The organism is Chryseobacterium sp. ON_d1 (genome assembly GCF_006829085.1).
Classification (GTDB): domain Bacteria; phylum Bacteroidota; class Bacteroidia; order Flavobacteriales; family Weeksellaceae; genus Chryseobacterium.
Window position 1 is genome coordinate 1 of record NZ_BJTC01000002.1, and the last position, 20,139, is coordinate 20,139.

The 20,139-nt window shown below is 36.0% G+C and carries 22 protein-coding genes; 7 read left to right on the forward strand and 15 right to left on the reverse strand.

The window, feature by feature from the left end:
* The coding region (locus CRS_RS03420; RefSeq protein WP_142722694.1) for an IS3 family transposase at positions 1–249 on the forward strand (249 nt) is incomplete at its 5' end.
* A gap of 87 nt (positions 250–336) precedes the next feature.
* On the opposite strand, the gene CRS_RS03425 is transcribed toward CRS_RS03420, so the two are convergent.
* From CRS_RS03425 to CRS_RS03435, 3 genes are all read right to left on the reverse strand, one after another.
* The gene (locus tag CRS_RS03425) at positions 337–1,203 is read right to left on the reverse strand and encodes a hypothetical protein (RefSeq protein WP_142722695.1); all 867 of its coding nucleotides are present in this window, start codon (positions 1,201–1,203) and stop codon (positions 337–339) included.
* 572 nt (positions 1,204–1,775) lie between these two features.
* Positions 1,776–2,522, reverse strand: coding sequence for a YggS family pyridoxal phosphate-dependent enzyme (locus CRS_RS03430; RefSeq protein ID WP_142722696.1), 747 nt, complete (start codon positions 2,520–2,522; stop codon positions 1,776–1,778).
* On the reverse strand, positions 2,519–3,238 hold the full coding sequence (locus CRS_RS03435) for an AAA family ATPase (protein WP_142722697.1): 720 nt from the start codon (positions 3,236–3,238) through the stop codon (positions 2,519–2,521). The genes CRS_RS03430 and CRS_RS03435 overlap by 4 nt, the downstream gene beginning before the upstream one ends.
* A 1,171-nt stretch (positions 3,239–4,409) precedes the next feature.
* Between CRS_RS03435 and CRS_RS03440 the strand changes: the two genes are divergently transcribed.
* The gene (locus CRS_RS03440; protein WP_142722698.1) at positions 4,410–4,745 is read left to right on the forward strand and encodes a multidrug efflux SMR transporter; all 336 of its coding nucleotides are present in this window, start codon (positions 4,410–4,412) and stop codon (positions 4,743–4,745) included.
* On the opposite strand, the gene CRS_RS03445 is transcribed toward CRS_RS03440, so the two are convergent.
* The 3 genes from CRS_RS03445 to CRS_RS03455 all read right to left on the reverse strand — a co-directional run bounded on the left by CRS_RS03445 (position 4,742) and on the right by CRS_RS03455 (position 7,078).
* The gene (locus tag CRS_RS03445; protein WP_142722699.1) at positions 4,742–5,398 is read right to left on the reverse strand and encodes a glycosyltransferase family 32 protein; all 657 of its coding nucleotides are present in this window, start codon (positions 5,396–5,398) and stop codon (positions 4,742–4,744) included. The genes CRS_RS03440 and CRS_RS03445 overlap by 4 nt on opposite strands.
* Positions 5,399–5,668: 270 nt before the next feature.
* On the reverse strand, positions 5,669–6,643 hold the full coding sequence (locus CRS_RS03450; RefSeq protein ID WP_142722700.1) for a hypothetical protein: 975 nt from the start codon (positions 6,641–6,643) through the stop codon (positions 5,669–5,671).
* A gap of 6 nt (positions 6,644–6,649) precedes the next feature.
* On the reverse strand, positions 6,650–7,078 hold the full coding sequence (locus CRS_RS03455; protein ID WP_142722701.1) for a hypothetical protein: 429 nt from the start codon (positions 7,076–7,078) through the stop codon (positions 6,650–6,652).
* Between the two features lie 192 nt (positions 7,079–7,270).
* Between CRS_RS03455 and CRS_RS03460 the strand changes: the two genes are divergently transcribed.
* Together CRS_RS03460 and CRS_RS03465 are read left to right on the forward strand one after the other, a co-directional pair.
* On the forward strand, positions 7,271–8,347 hold the full coding sequence (locus tag CRS_RS03460; protein ID WP_142722702.1) for a sensor histidine kinase: 1,077 nt from the start codon (positions 7,271–7,273) through the stop codon (positions 8,345–8,347).
* On the forward strand, positions 8,347–9,069 hold the full coding sequence (locus CRS_RS03465; RefSeq protein ID WP_142722703.1) for a LytTR family DNA-binding domain-containing protein: 723 nt from the start codon (positions 8,347–8,349) through the stop codon (positions 9,067–9,069). Before CRS_RS03460 ends, CRS_RS03465 begins: the two co-directional genes overlap by 1 nt.
* Positions 9,070–9,233: 164 nt before the next feature.
* Here the strand turns inward: CRS_RS03465 and CRS_RS03470 are convergent, their stop codons facing one another.
* On the reverse strand, positions 9,234–9,968 hold the full coding sequence (locus CRS_RS03470) for a DNA-formamidopyrimidine glycosylase family protein (RefSeq protein ID WP_142722704.1): 735 nt from the start codon (positions 9,966–9,968) through the stop codon (positions 9,234–9,236).
* An 85-nt stretch (positions 9,969–10,053) separates the two neighbouring features.
* Positions 10,054–10,683: a bifunctional 2-polyprenyl-6-hydroxyphenol methylase/3-demethylubiquinol 3-O-methyltransferase UbiG gene (locus CRS_RS03475; RefSeq protein ID WP_142722705.1), complete on the reverse strand. Its 630-nt coding sequence runs from the start codon at positions 10,681–10,683 to the stop codon at positions 10,054–10,056.
* A gap of 202 nt (positions 10,684–10,885) precedes the next feature.
* Between CRS_RS03475 and CRS_RS03480 the strand changes: the two genes are divergently transcribed.
* Entirely contained in the window at positions 10,886–12,241 is a 1,356-nt protein-coding gene (locus tag CRS_RS03480) for a deoxyguanosinetriphosphate triphosphohydrolase (RefSeq protein ID WP_142723063.1), read from the forward strand.
* Positions 12,242–12,252: 11 nt separating this feature from the next.
* Here CRS_RS03480 and CRS_RS03485 read toward each other — a convergent pair whose 3' ends face one another.
* From CRS_RS03485 to CRS_RS03510, 6 genes are all read right to left on the reverse strand, one after another.
* Positions 12,253–13,341, reverse strand: coding sequence for a nitronate monooxygenase family protein (locus CRS_RS03485; protein ID WP_228451168.1), 1,089 nt, complete (start codon positions 13,339–13,341; stop codon positions 12,253–12,255).
* Positions 13,342–13,353: 12 nt separating this feature from the next.
* Complete coding sequence (locus CRS_RS03490) at positions 13,354–13,806, reverse strand: nuclear transport factor 2 family protein (protein ID WP_142722706.1); 453 nt, start codon at positions 13,804–13,806, stop codon at positions 13,354–13,356.
* Positions 13,803–14,537, reverse strand: coding sequence for an SDR family NAD(P)-dependent oxidoreductase (locus CRS_RS03495; RefSeq protein WP_142722707.1), 735 nt, complete (start codon positions 14,535–14,537; stop codon positions 13,803–13,805). Before CRS_RS03495 ends, CRS_RS03490 begins: the two co-directional genes overlap by 4 nt.
* 7 nt (positions 14,538–14,544) lie before the next feature.
* Positions 14,545–14,763: a 4-oxalocrotonate tautomerase family protein gene (locus CRS_RS03500; RefSeq protein ID WP_047377560.1), complete on the reverse strand. Its 219-nt coding sequence runs from the start codon at positions 14,761–14,763 to the stop codon at positions 14,545–14,547.
* Between the two features lie 26 nt (positions 14,764–14,789).
* Entirely contained in the window at positions 14,790–15,323 is a 534-nt protein-coding gene (locus tag CRS_RS03505; RefSeq protein ID WP_142722708.1) for a YceI family protein, read from the reverse strand.
* A gap of 107 nt (positions 15,324–15,430) precedes the next feature.
* Positions 15,431–16,003 carry a Crp/Fnr family transcriptional regulator gene (locus CRS_RS03510; protein WP_142722709.1) on the reverse strand — a complete coding sequence of 191 codons (573 nt, stop codon included), beginning with the start codon at positions 16,001–16,003 and terminating at the stop codon, positions 15,431–15,433.
* 194 nt (positions 16,004–16,197) lie between these two features.
* Between CRS_RS03510 and CRS_RS03515 the strand changes: the two genes are divergently transcribed.
* Positions 16,198–17,136 (forward strand): SPFH domain-containing protein, encoded by a 939-nt coding sequence (locus CRS_RS03515; protein WP_142722710.1) that lies wholly within the window; start codon positions 16,198–16,200, stop codon positions 17,134–17,136.
* A gap of 121 nt (positions 17,137–17,257) precedes the next feature.
* On the opposite strand, the gene CRS_RS24645 is transcribed toward CRS_RS03515, so the two are convergent.
* The gene (locus CRS_RS24645; protein ID WP_228451169.1) at positions 17,258–17,872 is read right to left on the reverse strand and encodes a DUF4377 domain-containing protein; all 615 of its coding nucleotides are present in this window, start codon (positions 17,870–17,872) and stop codon (positions 17,258–17,260) included.
* Positions 17,873–18,019: 147 nt separating this feature from the next.
* Here CRS_RS24645 and CRS_RS03530 point away from each other — a divergent pair, with 147 nt between their 5' ends.
* Positions 18,020–20,041 carry a hypothetical protein gene (locus CRS_RS03530; protein WP_142722711.1) on the forward strand — a complete coding sequence of 674 codons (2,022 nt, stop codon included), beginning with the start codon at positions 18,020–18,022 and terminating at the stop codon, positions 20,039–20,041.
* Positions 20,042–20,139 lie beyond the last annotated feature (98 nt).

The window sequence follows — 20,139 nt, forward strand, 5'->3', positions numbered from 1 at the left end:
TTAAAAGAAAAAGGCATTATCCAAAGTATGTCCCGCAAAGGAAACTGTCTGGATAATGCAGTAATAGAAAACTTCTTTGGAACTTTAAAATCTGAAATGTTCTATACTAAGAAATTTAAAACCGTTGATGAGCTCAAAAAAGAAATAAAGAAGTATATCAATTATTACAATAACGACAGGATAAGACTTAATCTAAAAGGAAAGAGTCCGGTACAGTACCGAACTCTTTCATATAATAATATTGTTTAATTTTGTCTAAACTTTTGGGTGCAGTCTAATGAGAGGGATTTTTGTTTTTTATAGTCATTGCGAGCAACGCGAAGCAATCCCAATTTTCTATTCATATATTTTATATTTTTCCGCATAATCTTCTTTTGCCTTAAAATGCCCTGTTTTTTTGTCGTACAGAAAAATATATTCCACAGGGATTTTTTGAAAAGGATGATCAGCAGAATAAGAAACCTGCTTCCCATTTATTGTTGTATAATCATACCAGTCACCATCCGGAGTCCGCCCACGGACCAATACTGATTTTCCTTTGAAAGCAATATCGTTGACCCCGTCATTATTATAGTCTTTGATCTTTAACTGTAATTCATACGGTTCATACACTTTGTTGTCTTCATGAGCATCATAGGTTCTTAGATTATAGTCATAATATCCTTCATATATATTTTCCAGAGAATCTGCTGATACTTTATAAAGTTCATGCCCGCCATTCCCATGTCCTGTTACAATAGTTGCCAGTAAAAATGGATTTTCTTTTGGCAAAACGGAAATAAATTCATATCGGTCAGCGGCTAATGTTTTGACCAGCTTTCCTTCCTTCGTTAACAGCAGCTGATATTTCCAGGGGTATTGTGAGGTAGAGCCAGCCTTCCAGTCATACTCAATAAAATAATAGTCCTGATCTGAACCATTGATTTTGACCTTCCTGAATACTGTTATTTTTTCACTTTCCTGTTGAGACGGGCTTTCATGGATATCAAGATCAAAAGCCTGACGGAGATTTTGAATAAACTTCGAAGAGTCTTTGATTGCCGGGTAATCCCCAAGATATTCAAATGGAATAAGGGCTTTAGGCTTTACAGTTTCTTTGTCAGTGTGTTGAATTTGAACTGTCTCTTCTTTTTTAGGCTCCTGCCTTTGAGTGCAGCTAAAAATAAACAAAGATGCAATTACTGATAAGAATGCTTTTTTCATGAAATTATTAGTAGTAAAAGGAATGATGAATATATAGGATTTTAATGTAAACTCAAAGATTAAATATTTTATTTTTTAAGAATGACTTTTTTGAAAAAAAAATCACCTCCCAAAATTGAGAGGTGCCTTAGTATTTATCTTCCGGCTGATTATCTTCTTTTGAAGCTATATGCTAATAAAATAGCTAGCCCCATAGTAACGCAGGTAATAATTGAAATAGTTTCAATGGAAATTCCACTTTTCATCTGTGTATTTTCTTTTTCACATGAAAAAAAGAATAATAATGTCATAAAAAGACATACCGATAGTAATTTTTTATTCATAAATGTATTTATTTGGTTATTAAATATTTATAGCAAAAAGTATACCGGATTTGTAGACTTTAAAAACGTAGTGTTTCAGGAATTCTTTGATTGCTTTTAGCTATCGGTAAATGGATAGGAGAGTAAGATTATGGAAGGTAATTAATTTTATGAGAAACTTATTTGATTAATCCCCGGCTTTCAAAATAGTAAAACAAATGATCGATGATAAGGCAAAAAGAGGAAGGAGCTTCCTAAAGAAATCTAGTTTTAAGCTTCGTTATTTGTTTTTCCTTCATCCCAATAATAGCTGTCCGGATAGATTCTTGCTCCAAAAACAGCAGTTCCCACCCGTACAATGGTTGCGCCCTCTTCTATGGCTGTTTCCAGGTCTCCGCTCATCCCCATAGAAAGCTCTTTCATTTCTACATTGGGAATATTTTCGCAGATGATATCCTGCTGAATATTTTTGAGGATTTTAAAACATTCCCTTACTTTATCGGTTTCCGCACTGAACAGACCAATCGTCATCAGACCTTTTATTTTCAGTGTAGAAAAACGGGAAATTTTTTTGGTAAGCTCGATCGCTTTGCTGGGATCAACTCCAAATTTGCTCTCTTCATTAGACGTATTCACCTGAATCAAAACATCCATTGTTCTGTTTTCAGCTAAAAGCTTTTGATGAATTTTCTCAGCCAGTTCCAGACGGTCCAGAGATTGAACACAGGTAACATCATATTTCAGAATATCTTTGATTTTATTGCTCTGAAGGTGACCTATAAAATGGTTTTCATGGGGTGTGTTCTTTAGATCCTCATACTTCTCTTTCAGCTCCTGCACTTTATTTTCTGCAATTAAGGTTTGTCCGTTTTCTAAAGCGATTTTGATACGGTCTGCAGAAACCGTTTTGACTGCCAATAATAGTCTGACCTCATCACTGTTTCTTCCGGATTTTTCACAGGCCTTTTTTATCCTTTCATTGATAATAGAGAGGTTGTAGAGGATATTGTTTTTCATGATGATAGGGTTTCTTTCGCTTCCAGTTTTTTAATTAAAACAGCTTTAACAGCTGTTAAAGCATAATCTTTCGCTTCAGCAAAGGAAATAGAATACTTTCTTTCAACAGTTCTCATATCTTCAGGAAACTGTGCTAATAACTGATCGTAGAAGGTATCCAGAATCTCAGCAGAAGGCATTTCGTAGTTGATCTTTAGCTGGAAACGCCTTAAAAGAGCAGTATCAATAATCTCAGGATGATTGGTGGCGCAGATTAAAAGCGCATTCTCAGGGTAATAGTCAATCAACTGAATCAAAGTGTTTACCAATCTTCTCATTTCGCCTACATCTTTGTCATCACTTCCTCTTGCTTTCCCGATCTGGTCCAGTTCGTCCAGAAAAAGCACAGATCTTTCTCTTGCGGCTTTATCAAAAATCATTTTAATATTCTGCGACGTTTCTCCGATGCGCGAAGAAACAATGTTGCTTAGATTTAAAATAATGATATTTTTTCCCAGAGCATTGGCAATGGCTTTTGCGGTCATGGTTTTTCCGCATCCGGAGCTCCCCTCCAATAAAATCTTGTGATTAACCGGAAGACCGTATTCCTGCAGTTCTTTAACATAAGTGTGCTCTTTGATAAGCTGTACAAGCTGCTCTCTGTTTTTTGTATTCAGAAATACTTCTTTAAGGTTTACCTGTTCTTTATCTTGAATAATAAGGTTATACAGATTCATGATGATAAATGAATTATTGAATAGACAAAGATAAAGCTTTATTAAGTGTCAAAAGGAATCCTGAAATATAATAAACAGATGGGCCAGAGAAGAGCAGATATTATATTATAAATATTGTAATATGTATTTCGGATTTCTATGAAGAAATATAAAGGGTGTTTTTTAATATCTGTGAAAATCTGAGAGTCTGTATTTAAAAATTTTCAAAAAAATAAAGCCAGACTTACGGCTGGCTTTATTCATTTGGATATTAAAATTTGTTATGAAACTAAGATCTTTATGTTTATGTTTTTGGGCCCTTTTACCCTGTGAGTAAAAGAGCAATCTGATCACTCAGACTAAAAACATAAAACAATATAATAAGTATAGATATTCTATAGGCTTGTTTTATTTTAAATTAGTTTCTTTCTCTTCTTACTGTCATAAAATATGAAGTGATTACTACTAAACCTGTTGCGATACCGATATAAGTTATCATTTTGTATTATTTTTAATTATTTGACTTTATTTTATCAATTTTTCAATTGCAATATTACTACTTTCAAATCATGTGCCAAAGTAAAATACTATGATGTTTATCAGTGTATTAGGGTTGTTTTGGTTCATGTTTCGGTTAATTTTTGTTTACAATTAATTAATGTATTATTGAGAATTTATTAATACTTTTATTGTTCTATCTGTAAAAATATACGAAAGTGTTAATCGTTTGCTGACTTCTATATTGGAGTTGATAAAACAAATAATAAATAATGCGAAGCATAATATTGGGTTAAAGTAAATTTTCCGGGATGGATTTTTTCACCTGTAATAGATTTTTATGTTAAGAAAATTTATTTTTAGTAAGATTTTTTTGTGCTGGAATTTTTGTCAGTTGTGACATTTCAAGACATAGGGAGATACTGATTTTATGTCATTGCTGAACAATAATGAGACCCGATGGCACATTTTTCTGGATCAGTCAAGTGTCATAGGAAAATGAAAACAATTAAAAATAAGGCACATAAGTAATTTAAGTGCCTTTAGAAAGTAGTATTGCTTATTGAGGTTTTAAAAAACCATGGTTTTCGCCGAACGCAGAAAAATGCAAACGGTGTTAAAATAAAAACTGTAATACTGTTGTCATTTGGTATTACCCGGATGCTTTCTCTATTTTTGTACAAAGAATGAATGTATGGGACGCAGTTATATTTTTCTTGCTCTGGCAATTGTATTTGAGATTATCGCTACTTCTTTCCTTAAAAAATCTGAGGAGTTTTCTAAATTTTGGCCATCTGTTGTAACGGTCATCGGATATGCCTGTGCTTTTTATTTTCTAAGCCTCACTCTTCGTCAGATACCTGTAGGAATTACCTATGCCATCTGGTCAGGAGTAGGAATTGTCTTTATAACCATGATTGGAGTCATTGCATTCAAACAGATTCCGGACCTTCCAGCTATAATTGGTATTGCCCTGATCGTACTCGGGGTGATTATTATTAATGTATTTTCAAAAATGGGAACTCATTAAAAAATAATCTCCTGGTGCTTTTGCATCTGTTTCCAATGTTTAGATCTTGTTTTGTATAAGAAAAACTTTCCCAGTTTATATTTGAACTTTAAATATCCGCGGAATTCAATACCGTCAAATAATGTAAATGGGATTGTCGGATTTTCTTCTAATGACTGTCTGATTCCATTACTGAATACAGTAGGTCCTGTCGTAGAATGTATATCATGCGGATAACGGTGACTGTTGATATTATCAATCATCAGTTCCAGTGTTTTCTTTAGGAAAGGATGATTTTTATTGAAAATAAGTGCCCATTGAACATACAGATTTTCATGTCTTTCTACACTGATTACAGCTTCGTCATGATCTTTAATCAATTTTCTGAATGGCTTGATAATACTGCTGTCAACATCCAGATATACCCCACCTTTCTTATATAAAACAGCATATCTGAAAAAATCAGCTTTTGAAGCACCAATCCTCAGTTTGCGATAGGTTTCAATATAGTTGGGGGGAAATTCTTCTTTGAGAAAATTTTCGATATCCTGATCATCATAAAAGTAATATTTATATTCCGGATTCTTTCGTTTCATATTCCAGATATGATAGCGCGTAATCAGAGGAAGTTTTTTAGTTATAAAAGTCTGAAATATCTGTTTGGGTACAGCCATATTCTATTTTTTAGTTATGCTTATATAAATCTTTAAAATCATTTTCATCAGATATGTACATGCGGCAATAAGATTTTTCATAAGGAGAAGAGCAATCCCTGAATTTGAAAAACAGCTTATGTTCAGCTTAGTTTTTGATTATATTTTATAGGAATAGTTAAATAGTAAAGAGTGATAATTTTAATTTTTTTTTAATTTGGGGATTAAAGAACTTTAACAATTTATTCGGATATTGCGAAAATTGAAAGTAAGTATGGAAAAGATCCGTTCTTATTGATTTGTTCTTCGTTTTTCAAAAGGATTATAAGAGATTCCTGCATTGAAATAAACTGAAGGACGATAAGTTCCTTTCCATATATAATCATTAAAAGAATCCTGCTTATTGAAAGCTCTGGAATTAATATTGGTTCTGAGTCCTGTTTTAAATGTTCCTATGAAATTTCCACCCAGATTATGTTCATAGATTACCCCAGAATTGATGACAACCTGTCTGAATTCATAGGTATTGCTGTCACGGTAAATATAGAACGAGGTATTATCCATTTCAGTTCCCAGCGAGATTCTTCCGTTTGAAAAAACGTCTTTTCTCATCAACACTTTTTTGGGAAGCAGAATATCCAGTACCCAGCTGTTACTGAATCTGTTTTCATATGTAAAGACAGGAAGGACAGGGATCTGGGTGCTTGGGTCAATAATACCGGCGATCCCTACACTCATTTTAACTTTTGGGGTTGCTTTTAGGATCAGGGAAGCCGTCAGCATTCCTCTGACGCGTTCAAAATGCCGGTCGCTTCCATCGGTAGAAATATTGGCTGAATATATGGCTGTTTTTTTGAATAACTTTGAAAAATAGGTTAGATTAAGAGCTTCTGAATGGTAATGGAAGTTTTTTTCAGATTCAGTTCTGGGAATAACAGGGGCCTCATTCATGATTGAGGTGTAACGGTATTGTAAAGCCGTACTCAAAAGCCAGCTTTTATTCTTGATGAAGTAGATATTGGCATTTGCCTTCATCTGTTGAAAGCTTTTAACTTTATTATCCGGTAAATCCTTTCCCTGAAGCTGAGAACTGAAAGAGGAAGGTGTTACCAGGGTATACTCAAGATTAAAGTTTCGTGCCTGCGGAATTTTATCAGCGAAAAAAGCACGGACCTTCAAAGGAATACTGTCTTTTTTCTGGCTGTATGCTGCACTTTTTAATGACAGCAGAGCCAGCGGAATAAGTGCTCTTCTCAATGTTTTCATGGGGCATTATTTTAAGCGTTGAATGATGGACTGAAAAAAGCTGAACGTAAAGATCCTGTCATAAAAGATATCCAGGCTGTTTTCAATAATGGCATCCGTATATGCGGCCATATCTGTAATATAGGTTTCCTCTACAAAAACGAACCACAGCTCAGAAAGGTCATACCTCCTCCTGAACTCTTCAGAAGCATTACTGTCAGGGACCATAGAATGCTTCAGATCACAAAACAAAATCCCCGTTTTATGCCCATGGTATTCCACAATATTAATAGGATGGTACAGATAACTGAGAATTTTTATAGTAGGATCAAAACATTCTACAAAATGATGCAGATCAATAAGCTGTATTACTTTTTCTTCCTGTTGAGATTCTGTCATGAAAAAACATTCTGATGATATTTCCTGAGTCAGTTCGTGAAAAGCTTTTAATTCCATATTTGTTCATTTTACAGTACAAAGGAATAGAGAAAAGTGTAGCAGGAATCTGTTTTTATACAAAAGGGCCGGTATTTTATACAAAATCTACAGACTTTATAATTGGTATAATAAAATTCAGGTTTTGTATAATAAAATAGTTGTAATTTTCGTTATTAGCTATTTTTGTAAATGATAAAATGAGCCTGCCCTATGAAATACAGCCCGTGGAAATTTGAAGAAACCTTTGTAATGGATTTCCTGGTGGAAGCGAAGTATGGATTCCGGAGGCACCTGCTGTTTCTGATCTTCTTTTTCTTTTTGATGTACAGTGCCAGGTTTTGGCACTGGTATTCGGGAATGTATCAGTATTATGTTTTATTCTTTGTATATGCCGTTCTGATCACTATGGTCTATATTAATATATATGTATTGGTTCCCCGTTTTTTCTTTAAGACAAAATATGTCACATATCTTGTTTTGCTGGTTCTGATGGGGGTAGTAGGACTTAACTTTATAGGATATGGTTTCAGATTGTTCTTTGAGGACTTCAGGGTTAAAAATATTATCAGAGAAAGTGAAAGAGGAGGAGTCTATGAAGGTATTCTGATGTGTATTCCGATTATTCTGACAACCACAACGATAAAACTTCTGCAGAAATGGATCAATGATAGTAAAAGAATCAATGAACTGAGCAACCTTACCCTGAATATGGAATTGAATGAGCTCCGAAATCAGATCAATCCGCATTTCCTTTTTAATATGCTTAATAATGTTAAAGCACTGATCAGGACAGATCCTGAGAAAGCTTCAGTGGTGATTGTAAAGCTTTCCGAGTTTCTCAGATATCAGCTGTATGAAAACAGTGAGGAAAAAGCATTGCTGACTTCAGAAATAGATTTTCTGTCCAATTTTTTAAATCTTGAAAAAATAAGGCGTGATCATTTCTCTTTTGATATTCAGATCCATATGGATAGAAGAACCGTTAACAGTATTTTTATTCCGCCGAATCTGTTTACCACTTTTGTAGAAAATGCAGTTAAACACAGTATAGATATCAGTGGGAGAGAGTCTTATGTGAAGACAGAAATCAGTATTGAAAATAAACAGCTTTATTTTTTATGTATAAACTCAAGAAGTGCTGACTATATTATTTCAGACAAAAAAAACAGCGGACTTGGCCTTGCCAATATTACAAGGAGGCTTGAACTTCTTTATGGTGATGCCTTTGAACTGCAGATAGAATCAGGAGATAAAGAATATATTGTAAATTTAAAAATTCCCGTGTGATGAATTGTATTATTGTTGATGATGAACCTCTGGCAAGATCAGAAATGAGATCACTGATTTCCGAGGTTTCGAATATTGATATCCTTGGGGAATTTTCGAACGCTCCATCTGCCCTTGAATATCTTAAGAATAATGATGCAGATCTTATTTTTCTGGATATAGAAATGCCCATGGTAACTGGCCTTGAATTCGCAGAAATGCTTCCGAAAAAATCACTGATTATTTTTACGACCGCTTATGCCCAGTATGCTTTAAAAAGCTATGAGCTGGAAGCAGTAGACTATCTGTTGAAACCTGTTGATCCCCAGAGACTGGAAAAAGCGATTGATAAAGCTGTACTTTACACAGAGTTGCTGTCTAAAGGCACGGTAAAAAATACGGTAGAATCTAATACTGCTGACTTTTTATTCATCAAAGCTGACCGCAGATTCTATAAAATCAATTTCTCAGATATCAAATTTATAGAAGGACTCAAAGATTATGTCGTGATCCATACCCAGCAGCAGAAACTGATTACCGCTATGAACCTGAAAACCATTCATCAGAAAATCTCAGGTGAAACTTTCATAAGGGTCAGCAAATCTTATGTTGTTAACATGAACTATATTGATTCGTTTGACAATCATAATATATACATCGAAGACACAGAGATTCCGCTCGGGGAAGTATACAGATCAGAATTTTTTACAAGATTTGCCGGAGGACTTCTCAACTCAGACTGATGGATGAGTAGTAAGTGCTTGGCAATGAGTGGTTTAATAATTAAGGTTGTGATACAAAAAAAGAATATTCATATTCATCTGTGTAAATCCGTGGGATCTGCCGTTAGAAAATTATTCAATCAGGAATTAGTTTTAGCCTGTTTTAAATACATCAAACCCTGGCCTTAATACAACTTCTGATCTTTTTCACAGAAAAAGCTCCTTCTTTTTCCAACTCCGGTTTGTTTCTTAACCAATTTTTGTTCGCAAATCGGGCACACAGATTTCGTATGAACCAGCCAGTGTTTTTTCAAAACAAACTCCCTTTTCCATTTCAGAAAATCAAAACTGTAATTTCTGGCTTCAGCAATAAGTTCCTTTCTTTTTTTAGCAGGAAGATTACCTAAAAGGCTTTCAGGCTGTACTCCAATTCTGAAGAGAACCTCATTTTTAATAATATTTCCTACACCTGAAAAAATATCCTGGTTCATTAAGGCATCACACACCATCATTTTCGGATTCGATTTTAGTTTTTCTTCAGCTTTTTTGGGATTCCATTGATCACTCATAACGTCAGCTTCCCAGTCAATGGTGGAAAGAAAATCAAGATCTACGGGTTTTACGGAACAGGTATAAAAATAGATACTTCCGGTTGGGAAAAACAGTGCCAGGCGCAGACTTTTATCCGGTTTGGTCTGCTCATCAATACTATAGGAACCAAACATCAGCAGATGAATCCGGATGGCCGATTTTTCAAAAACAAGGTAAGTCTGCTTTCCAAAAGTACGGATTTCAAGAAGGGTTTGCCCGATAAAAGAGTCTTTGTCAAATTGGGCATTCCCTGAAACTTCTGTCACTTGCTGGCCTGCAAATGGCTGCAGGCTTTCTTTCATTAATATGATGGACGGACCTTCAGGCATAAGTTTGTTTTAAAAATACAGATTCAAATAGTATTCCATTATCTGAATCTGTATTCTAAACCATCCTGCTTAAAGATTAATCATATCAGCTTTGTTTTTGCCCCACAAAGCGGATAACAGAACCTGTTCCGTTGTGAAACAGCCCTTCATTCAGTTCGATTTCTGTTTCTGCCAATTCTATAATCTCATAATCCGGGAAATCAGCTTTGATCTCTTCAATAGAAAATAAGGATTCAACATCTTTTGGTCCGCCTACCTTCTCATTCTTTGCAATATATTCCAGATGATTTTTACTGAAAGCTTCGAAAATAATGAATCCGCCTTTGCGAAGGTATTGATTCAGCATCTGATGGATGGAAGATTTAACAGCAGCCGGAAAATGCGCATAGACAAGAGCAATGGCATCAAACTGTTCCGGATGATAATTCAAATCAGAGAGTTCTCCTACCTGATAATCAATGGCGGTACCCAGTTGCTCAGCAAGCTGTAAAGCTTTGTTTCTGCCATTAGCACTGATATCGAAAGCTGAAACCTGCCATCCCTGTGCTGCTGCAAAAACTGCATTTCTTCCTTCGCCTTCCGCAGGGAAAAGTATAGTGCCGTGTTTTAATTTACTAAGTTGCTCCCGCAGATAATTATTAGGTTCTGTTCCATATGCAAGCTCTTCGCTGCTGTACCTTTCATCCCATCTGTTGAGCCATGTATTGTTCTTCATGATAAAAGAATTTAAAATTTGAATGAAGAAGAACCAAAAGTGTTCTTCAGTTGTATTAGCTGCATCAAATGTAGAATATTTTATCTAGCTTTCTGATCTCTAAAAATGGTTACTGCAATAGATTTTTTGTATGACAGATCTGTTTAATAAAAATCTAAATACTATTCCGTACAATTAAAATTTGAACTAATTTTGAAAAATGATGAATTTAAACCAGATTTTCACCAATCAACGTACAGGAAATAATCCACAGACCAAAGCTTCAAGAACTGATTTTCAAAGGGATTTCGACCGAATTATCTTCTCTTCTGCTTTCAGAAGACTGCAGAATAAAACTCAGGTTTTTCCTCTTCCCGGAAGTGTTTTTGTGCACAACAGACTTACGCATTCGCTAGAGGTATCGTCTGTAGGAAGAAGTTTGGGAAGTATTGTAGGTGAATTTATTGCTGAAGATTTTAAAAATGAGCTGACTGAAGATTCAAAAAACTTTTATCTCCACAATTTAGGAAATGTAATAGCTGCTGCATGTTTATGCCATGATGTGGGAAATCCTGCTTTCGGACATTCCGGAGAAGATGCTATTGCAAGTTACTTTGAAAGAAATGAGAAAGAGCTGAAATCAAAGTTCAATGAAAAGGAATGGGCAGATCTGGTTAATTTTGAAGGAAATGCCAATGCGATCAGAGTGCTGGCTCAGCAGCAGCAGGGGAAAGATGCAGGAGGTATTCAGCTTACTTTTTCAACGCTGGCAAGTATTGCAAAATATCCGTGTGAGGCTATAGCAAAGAAAAAAGGAATCATTCACAGGAAGAAATTCGGATTTTTCCAGAATGAAAAAGATATATTCCTGGAAATAGCCAGAGGTACTCAGCTTATTGCTGAAAGTGAAGAGCCTCATATTTTCAAAAGGCATCCGTTCGTATGGCTGGTAGAAGCTGCAGATGATATCTGCTACAATATTATTGACATGGAAGATGCGCACAGGCTGGGAATTGTTTCAACAGCAGACTGTAAGAATTTATTTTTCGAGCTGGTAAAATCTGAAACAGATGATATTCAGAGAATTGAGACAAAGCTAAGTTCTATCTCCAACGAAAATGAACAGATTTCTTATTTAAGAGCAAAAGTAATCAATGCCTTAATTAATAAGTCGATTGAGATGTATAAGCACAACTTTGAAACGATTCTTGAAGGAAATCTTGGGAATGGTTTACTGGATATCTATAAAAAAGAAAATAAAGCATTACAGGATATTGCGGGTTTTTCTGTGGAAAAAATTTATAATCATAAAGCAGTAGTTGAGATTGAAAATGCAGGATATAATGTAATGTATGAATTGCTGGATCATTTTATTCCTTCCATTCTGAAACCTGATGAGAAAAGAAAGTCTTATGATGAAAAAGCTTTGAAATTAATTCCAAAGCAATTTATTTACAGTGACGGGACCGATTATCAGAAAGTGCTCGGGGTCATTGATTTCGTTTCAGGTATGACAGATAATTATGCTACTGATTTGTATAGAAAGATTAAAGGGATAGACATCGGAATGACCGTGTAGGTTCTATTCACTTATAATAATTCAGAAGCCTCTTCGATTAATGACTTCATTAAAGTGGAGGCTTTTTTGTGCTTTAAAAGCGGGGCAGTCTGACCGGACCAGAAGAACACCAGATCATTCTTTTGCTGCTCCAAAGCAGCTTTTCTCAATGCTCCCATAAACTGAGTCTGTAAAGGAAAGGGCAGAATTTTGTCTGCTGCAGTCAGTATATCTCTTGTAATTTTTGTAGTGATTCCCCGGCCCAATCTTCCTGTGTATGCTCTGGTGAGGGTGGTGGATTTTGCAGCATCGGAAAATAACAATTCCTTATGAATAGGTAGCGCTCCGGATTCTTCAGTGGCAAGAAAAGCCGTTCCAATCTGTACCGCTTCAGCTCCCAGCCGGAAAGCAGCTGCAATTCCACGGCCGTTGGAAATTCCTCCGGCAGCTACCACCGGAATTTTTACCCTATCAGAGATCAGCTGAATCAAAGCAAAAGTTCCCGTTGTAGAAAGTTCAGAGCTGTCCAGAAATGAAGGTCTGTGGCCGCCACTTTCGAATCCGGAGGCGATAATGATATCCACCCCGTTTTTTTCTAAAGCAATAGCTTCATCCAGTGTTGTTGCATTCCCAAGTACTATTGTTCCCTGCCGATGAAGATCTTCAATGTCATTTTCATTCATCAGGCCAAACATAAAGCTGAAAACTTTAGGTTTAATGTCAAAGATAATTTCCAGCTGGTTTTGAAACCTTGACTCAAAAGAGGGTGGAGGTGCCGGAATATCTATATCCAAAAGGTCAAAATAAGGTTTGAAAGTTTCAACTGCCTTCTGATATTGTTCTTTTGTATGTTTTTCGTCAATGATATCATGATCGTTTACCCATAGATTAAGGTTGTAGGGTTTACCCGTTTTCGACTGTATTTTTTGATGAATGTCATAGATTTCCTGAGGTGACATGGTATAAGCTCCAAAGCCTCCCAGTCCTCCAAGATTGCTCACTGTAGCGGTGAGCTCAACAGTAGAAAAGTTTCCGCCAAAAGGTCCCTGGAAAATAGGATATTCAATTCCCAATAATTCTGTAATTCTGTTTTTATTCCACATAATTTTTTCGGGTTTCATTAAAAGTTTGAATTAAGGTTGTACGTTGGTCAGCGTTTTGTTGATAATAAGCCATTTTCCGTCTATGTGATTGAAAGTTATGAAATTATAATAATTGAAATCATACATTTTTACATTTAATTTTACTACAGCAATTGAATTGATGACGTCAATTGAAATAATTTCAGCTTTAAAATATTTTCCTGATTTTTCCGGGCTTATCCGGCTTTCCACTCCTTCCATATATTGTTCTGCTGTTTTGAAATAAGGAGCTCCATTGATGTCTCCGAAAAGTATGGCATCTTTATGGAAAGCCGTTTTCAAAAGTTCAGTATTCCCTTCATAAATCCCTTTGAAATAATAATTCTCTATAACATTTCTTATTTCGGTTTCTGATGTCTGTCTGGTTTTCATATTCTTTAGATTTTGTGCATAGCTGCTCAACGGAAAGATGAACAGCCATGCTATAATTAATGATAGTTTCATGACAGATGATGTCCGGCACCCATTCCTCCGTCAACATTGATGATGGCTCCGGAAATTAATTTATTTTTAGCAATAGCATAAATCATCTGAGCGACTTCTTCCGGTTCCCCGATACGGTTGATCAGATGCATGCCTGCATTGTGATCAAGGTCTGCACCATGCATCGGAGTTCTGATCAATCCTGGTGCAACCGTATTGACCCTGATATTGTCTTTTCCAAACTCTGCAGCAAGCTGTAAAGTAAGGGCATGAATAGCTCCTTTGCTTGAAATAGGTGCTGTAGAAGGAGACTGGGCAATGGCGTGATACACTAATGGCGTTCCCACATTAACAATCACTCCGTCTTTTTGCCTGATCATCTGAGGAATGACTGCCTGTGTGGTAAAAAATGTTCCTTTTAAATTAGTGGTTAAAAAACGGTCAAGATAGTCTTCGGTAACATCCAGAAAAGGTTTGTTCTCGTAAATTCCGGCATTGTTGATCAGAACATCAGCAGATCCGAATTTTTCTAAAGCTTTTTGAACCAAGGCTTCCCCTGTAGTTTTGTCTGAAATGTTTCCGGGAACCATTACCAGATTTTCTCCGGCTCCCAGTTCATGATACACTTTTTCTAATTTGGATGCTGTCTGCGAATTGATGATGACGTTATCACATTGGTTTAAGAAATAGCGGGCAGTTTCCAATCCTATTCCTGAAGAGGCTCCTGTTACGATTACGGTTTGCTTTCTCATTTTCTGTTTATTTTTTTTCTGTTGAAAATCCCTGTTCTTTTAACACTGAAACCTGTTCTCCGGCATACCCCCAGTTATCATCTTCAATCTCGTTGATGACAATATGGGTTAAATGGGGATCTTTATTTAAAACTGAGGTTACAGCTTCACTGATTTTTCTGATTAACTGTTGTTTTGTTTCGCGGTTAAGGTCTTCGCGAAGCACATCTACTTTGATAAATGGCATAATGGTAAATTGTTAAGGTTAATGAATTAATAAGTTTCTGCAACAAGATGAATGTTTAAATCAAAATTGTTGTAGATCAATGTATCACCAAGATTGGTGAAGAAATTGGAGGACCTGAATTTAATATTGAATTTTGTCCTGTCTACTATGATCGTAGTTTTTAGAACAGCCAAATTCTCTGTTATTACAATATGGAGGCTGGTGTCGATAGGGTGTGTAATGCCTTTTACGGTAAGATTTCCTTGTACGTTGTAAAGATTCGTATCACCTGGTTCTGCATGAATAATCTCAAAATAGGCTTCAGGGAATTGTTCAGCATTGAAGAAATCATCAGAAGCCAGATGACTGGCAAACTGTGCATTGGTTTCAGCATCCTCAATATCAAGGATTTTGATGGAGCGGGTATCAATGACAAACTTTCCGGACAGAAGCTTTCCTTCTTCTAATGTAAAGTTTCCATTTTTCACATCAATGGTTCCGTTGTGAGCTCCGGTTACTTTTCTTCCGATCCAGTCTATAGTGCTGTTTTCGGTATTGATTTTAAAATTTTTTGTGTCCATTTTTATTGGGTTTAAATATGGATACAAAGTTCAGCCGATCGAAAGAAATACTTACGTGATGTACCTCACAAAATGAAGATGAGAGTATAATGGTTTAAAGATGCAGATTATTGATGGAGCCTGCTTAGAGTTTCCCTTGTCACACCAAGATAGGAGGCGATCAGATGCTTGGGAACGAGATTGTACAGCTGAGGATACATGGTTAAAAGCTCCTGATATCTGAATTTTGCATCATTATTCATAAAAGAAAGCAGGCGTTTCTGCGCAGCTACATATCCTTTATTGGTTCGCCATCTGAAAAAATATTCAACCTCACGAATTTCATTACATATTTTTTCCCTGTCTTCATTGGAAATGGATAGAATTGCTGCATGTGTAATGCAGTCCACATTAATGGTAGCCCTTGTTTTGCTGTAAAGAGCATCAAAATCTGTTACCCACCAGGTAGGCATGGCAAACTGAAGAATAAACATTTTCATATGGTCATTAAGATAAAAAGCTTTTAAGCAGCCCTCCAGAACAAAATATTCATGGTTTACAAAATCACCTTCTGCAATCAGACTTTGTCCTTTTTTTAATGTTATCAGATTAAAATGTTCAAAAACATAATCAAATTGCTCTTCTGTAAGAGAAGTAAATTTGGAGATATGATCCTTTAATATTTCTTTGGAATTGACCATGATGTATAAGAATATTCAAAAGTAAGTTTTTTCAGGATAATTTTGATTTAAAAATGATGAATAATTCCCGAGGTTGATTTACAATGGATTATGCTTTATGGCTTAAATTTATTTTTCCTATATTTAAAGAGTACAGGTAAAAGATTGTTTTTAACAAAACGGGATTTATCACGACACATTAAAAAATTAAAACTATGGGTATATATTTAGCGCCCGTTATTTTCTTCGGGCTTATTATTTTATTCGCTTCGTTTTTTGTGGTAAAACAGGAAACAGCAGCGATTATCGAACGCTTTGGAAAATTCCAGGCTGTAAAACATTCCGGTCTTCATCTTAAACTGCCAGTTATAGATCAGATTGCCAAAAGACTGAATCTGAGAATCCAGCAGCTGGATGTAATGATTGATACCAAAACACTGGATAATGTTTTCATCAAGATGAAAATTTCTGTTCAGTATCAGGTCATCAGAAACCAGGTAGGAGATGCTTATTATCGTCTGGAAAATCCTGAGAACCAGATAACCTCTTTTGTATTCGATGTGGTACGTGCTGAGGTTCCGAAGCTGAAACTCGATGATGTTTTTGTAAGGAAGGATGATATTGCAGTGGCCGTAAAGAGCGAGCTTCAGGAAGCCATGAACAGTTACGGTTATGATATTATCAAGGCTTTGGTTACTGATATTGATCCGGACGAACAGGTAAAGCATGCGATGAACAGGATTAATGCTGCAGAAAGAGAAAAAACCGCTGCAGAATATGAATCTGAAGCCCAGAGAATCCGTATTGTAGCAGTAGCAAAAGCAGAAGCAGAATCTAAAAAGTTACAAGGGCAGGGGATTGCTGACCAACGAAGAGAAATTGCCAAAGGACTTGAAGAATCCGTAAGAATGTTGAATAATGTGGATATTAATTCCCATGAAGCATCAGCACTTATTGTGGTGACACAGCACTATGATACTTTACATTCTGTAGGAGCAAGCAATAGAAGTAATCTTGTACTTCTTCCCAATTCACCTACGGCAGCAAGTGGAATGCTGAATGATCTAGTGGTAGCAATGACTACTGCAAATACAGTAGGAGAAGCTACTAAAGGAAAATATCCTGATCCACCACAAAAAGAGACTGGGTTTTAAAATAAAAAGGAAAATGAAGATATAATGGTTAACTTTTCCGGATTGACCCAAAAATAACTTCTGACTTCTTTCTTCCCGCAAAATAAAAAACCGCTTCTGAAAATTCAGAAGCGGTTTTTTATTATTTCTTCGTTTTGGAAACCTGTTCTACCAATATATATTTGATGGAAGAAGCATCTGCCGGAGGATTTTCGATTTTTTCTGTTTTTACTTTTAAAACATATTCGTAACCCGGCTCATAGGTGAAGCCTTCAATGTGGCTGTAGAAATTCGTCCAGGCTGCAGAAGTGCTTTCTTTTACCTGCATGCATTGCATACGGCCGGCTCCGGCAGAACACTCTACGGTTTGTGGACCTACGATAATGGTTTTTTCATTGGCTGCCATTTCTGCTTTTTTCGTTTTAGAAACCTGCTTTACCAAAGTGTATTTTATGGAAGATCCATCAGCTGGCGGATTGGCAATTTTTTCCGTTTTTACTTTTAAAACATATTCATATCCCGGCTCATAAGTAAATCCTTCGATATTGCTGTAGAAATTGGTCCAGTTTCCGGAAGCGTTTTCTTTTACCTGCAGACATTTCATAGGAGCTACACCTGTACAATCTGCTGTCTGTGGTCCTACGATGAATGTTTTTTCATCACCTGCAGATGCATTGGCTGTTGTTGTACATTGCGTCATTGCGAATAATGCTAATACGGGAGCTGCCCCTTTTAGAATTGTTGCTATACTTTTCATAAACTTGATTTTTCTCCCATACCTCACAATTACCATGCCGAAATCGGTTTTCCTGAATTTGTAGTACTTCTGCTATTGTTTTTTACTTTTTTATTCTTTTAATTTGAATTTCTTAAGACACTAACCAAAATATAATTCTTATAAAATATGGATAATCAAATGCAAGTTGAAAATTACAGGATTCAAAAACCTGAAATATGGGCAGGAAATATCGGAGATGAGGAAATAATAAGCCGAATCAAAGATTCAGAATTTGCCAAAAAACAAATCGATGAGGGCAGGGATTACTGCTACTTTTTAGATAAAAAATATTATACAAGCAATACGGAAAACAGTGAGTATGTCTGCATGGCCTATACGCTGAACGAACCTGGGAACCTCGAAAGAGCCTCTGTTTCCGATGTCATTGTGGAAGAGAATGAGGTATACCAGATTCACAGGATCAGCGTTCTGAGAGACGGTGTCCTGATCGATAAGATTCCGGATACTAAAATAAAAGTCCTTGACAGTGAAAACCAGAGCAGCGGAGGTGTTTTGAGCAGTAATAAAAAGATCAATATTACGATTAAAGATCTCAGACTTTATGATGTACTGATTTTAGAGGACTCAAGGATTAAAGAATTCACAGACCGTGATTTTCTGAGAAAAGAATTCTCCAAATATGTTTGGGTGAGTCCCGATAATTACTGGGCTTATGGCAGTTTTAAATTCACATTTATCAATGAACGTGAACAAACAATTGCTTACAAAAAAACTTTTTTCAGAGATGAACAGGGCAATGTTCTTGAACCCCAGATAAATCATTTAAAAAAAGGAGAGCGATTCGTGATCGAAGAAGAGAATTATATCAATCCTGTAGATTCCGGGCGTGAGATTTTCCCTTATGTAGATTTTGCTACAGAAAGTAACTGGAAAGAGCTGTCCAATTATATTGTGCCTATTTATGAAGAGATTTTTAATAAAGCTTCCTTAAAAGATTTTGCTCCAAACCTGATTGAAAAACTGGATGCCATTGCTGATCAGGATGACAAGCTCCAGTTTGCCATAGAATATGTTCAGAACCATATCTATTATATTTTCAATGCTGATGAAATGAACGGGCATAAACCGCAGGAGCCATCAATCACGTATGAAAACAAGCAGGGCGACTGTAAGGCAAAATCAGTTTTATTAAAAGTGATCCTTGATTATATCGGAGTGGATGCATCCGTCATTCTGGTAAACTTTAATACAGATTATTATATCAAATATTACCTGCCATCCCTGCTAAGCTTCAATCATGTGGTGGTAAAAGTGAACTACAAAGGCCAGGAATATTTTATTGATGCTACCATCCGCGATGAATTCGGGCTGATAGAGAACAGAGGATTCATGTATTTCATGCATTATCTGGAAGTGAAGAAAGATCAGGAGCTGCAGGTAAGGAAACCTTATAAATACCCTTATTTCTGTATTGATGAAAAAGTAGATTTCACTGCAAAAGGCAATACCGGAAAGCTCACTTTGTCAACTACCTATAAAGGAAACAGGGCAAATGCCATGAGAAGGTATTTTAAAAGTACCAATAAAAGGGAAATCATAGACAGCTGGAACAGCTTTCTTTTCTATGCACTTAATTATTCGGGAGACAGGAATGGTACAGATGTGCGAAATGTTTTCAATGACGCTGCCATTGATGTGGTAAGCGATGATAAAAGACTGAATGAAGTCAAAATTCAATATTCCGCTGTTATTGAGAATCCATACTTTGTAGATCCGCAGAAGAACCGTTTCCTGATGTATTTTGACAGAAATGTAGTGAAGGCAAGTGCAAGGGATTTCATGCATAAAGATTTACCATTCTGGCATAATTTCGACAGTGAGAAATATGAGATCAATCTGCATACCGATCATAAAATTGATACTGAAGAAAAATATACCGTCCAGGAAAGTACCATTAGCAATCCGTATTTTGATTATAAAAGCCGTAAAAAAGTGCATAAGAACGGGGCAAGTGTATACATTGAATATAGTCCTCTGATCAATATTGAAATTCCTCAGAATGAATTTGAGCAGTTCAGAACAGATCATCATACCATTGCCGACAGTAATTACGGGCTGGGAATTGATATTATTGAACCAGGGCTCATGAACCAACTTAAATTCAGTTTTAAGAAAAAATTCAAATAGAAACCGAATTTTATATTCACAATTTAAAGATTAGGATTTGAAATTTAAGATTCAGCGGGCGGCGGAGCCGCCCGCTGAATCTTTATTCTGATCATTGT

What these genes read in the sequence shown, in the direction of transcription:
- CRS_RS03460 (WP_142722702.1), top strand. Translation starts at nt 7,271, where the DNA reads ATGAAATACAGCCCGTGGAAATTTGAAGAAACCTTTGTAATGGATTTC.
- CRS_RS03455 (WP_142722701.1), bottom strand. Translation starts at nt 7,078, where the DNA reads ATGGAATTAAAAGCTTTTCACGAACTGACTCAGGAAATATCATCAGAA.
- CRS_RS03505 (WP_142722708.1), bottom strand. Translation starts at nt 15,323, where the DNA reads ATGGACACAAAAAATTTTAAAATCAATACCGAAAACAGCACTATAGAC.
- CRS_RS03475 (WP_142722705.1), bottom strand. Translation starts at nt 10,683, where the DNA reads ATGAAGAACAATACATGGCTCAACAGATGGGATGAAAGGTACAGCAGC.
- CRS_RS03445 (WP_142722699.1), bottom strand. Translation starts at nt 5,398, where the DNA reads ATGGCTGTACCCAAACAGATATTTCAGACTTTTATAACTAAAAAACTT.
- CRS_RS03515 (WP_142722710.1), top strand. Translation starts at nt 16,198, where the DNA reads ATGGGTATATATTTAGCGCCCGTTATTTTCTTCGGGCTTATTATTTTA.
- CRS_RS03495 (WP_142722707.1), bottom strand. Translation starts at nt 14,537, where the DNA reads ATGAGAAAGCAAACCGTAATCGTAACAGGAGCCTCTTCAGGAATAGGA.
- CRS_RS03435 (WP_142722697.1), bottom strand. Translation starts at nt 3,238, where the DNA reads ATGAATCTGTATAACCTTATTATTCAAGATAAAGAACAGGTAAACCTT.
- CRS_RS03485 (WP_228451168.1), bottom strand. Translation starts at nt 13,341, where the DNA reads ATGAAACCCGAAAAAATTATGTGGAATAAAAACAGAATTACAGAATTA.
- CRS_RS03530 (WP_142722711.1), top strand. Translation starts at nt 18,020, where the DNA reads ATGGATAATCAAATGCAAGTTGAAAATTACAGGATTCAAAAACCTGAA.
- CRS_RS03440 (WP_142722698.1), top strand. Translation starts at nt 4,410, where the DNA reads ATGGGACGCAGTTATATTTTTCTTGCTCTGGCAATTGTATTTGAGATT.
- CRS_RS03480 (WP_142723063.1), top strand. Translation starts at nt 10,886, where the DNA reads ATGAATTTAAACCAGATTTTCACCAATCAACGTACAGGAAATAATCCA.
- CRS_RS03500 (WP_047377560.1), bottom strand. Translation starts at nt 14,763, where the DNA reads ATGCCATTTATCAAAGTAGATGTGCTTCGCGAAGACCTTAACCGCGAA.
- CRS_RS03425 (WP_142722695.1), bottom strand. Translation starts at nt 1,203, where the DNA reads ATGAAAAAAGCATTCTTATCAGTAATTGCATCTTTGTTTATTTTTAGC.
- CRS_RS24645 (WP_228451169.1), bottom strand. Translation starts at nt 17,872, where the DNA reads ATGAAAAGTATAGCAACAATTCTAAAAGGGGCAGCTCCCGTATTAGCA.
- CRS_RS03465 (WP_142722703.1), top strand. Translation starts at nt 8,347, where the DNA reads ATGAATTGTATTATTGTTGATGATGAACCTCTGGCAAGATCAGAAATG.
- CRS_RS03430 (WP_142722696.1), bottom strand. Translation starts at nt 2,522, where the DNA reads ATGAAAAACAATATCCTCTACAACCTCTCTATTATCAATGAAAGGATA.
- CRS_RS03470 (WP_142722704.1), bottom strand. Translation starts at nt 9,968, where the DNA reads ATGCCTGAAGGTCCGTCCATCATATTAATGAAAGAAAGCCTGCAGCCA.
- CRS_RS03510 (WP_142722709.1), bottom strand. Translation starts at nt 16,003, where the DNA reads ATGGTCAATTCCAAAGAAATATTAAAGGATCATATCTCCAAATTTACT.
- CRS_RS03490 (WP_142722706.1), bottom strand. Translation starts at nt 13,806, where the DNA reads ATGAAACTATCATTAATTATAGCATGGCTGTTCATCTTTCCGTTGAGC.
- CRS_RS03450 (WP_142722700.1), bottom strand. Translation starts at nt 6,643, where the DNA reads ATGAAAACATTGAGAAGAGCACTTATTCCGCTGGCTCTGCTGTCATTA.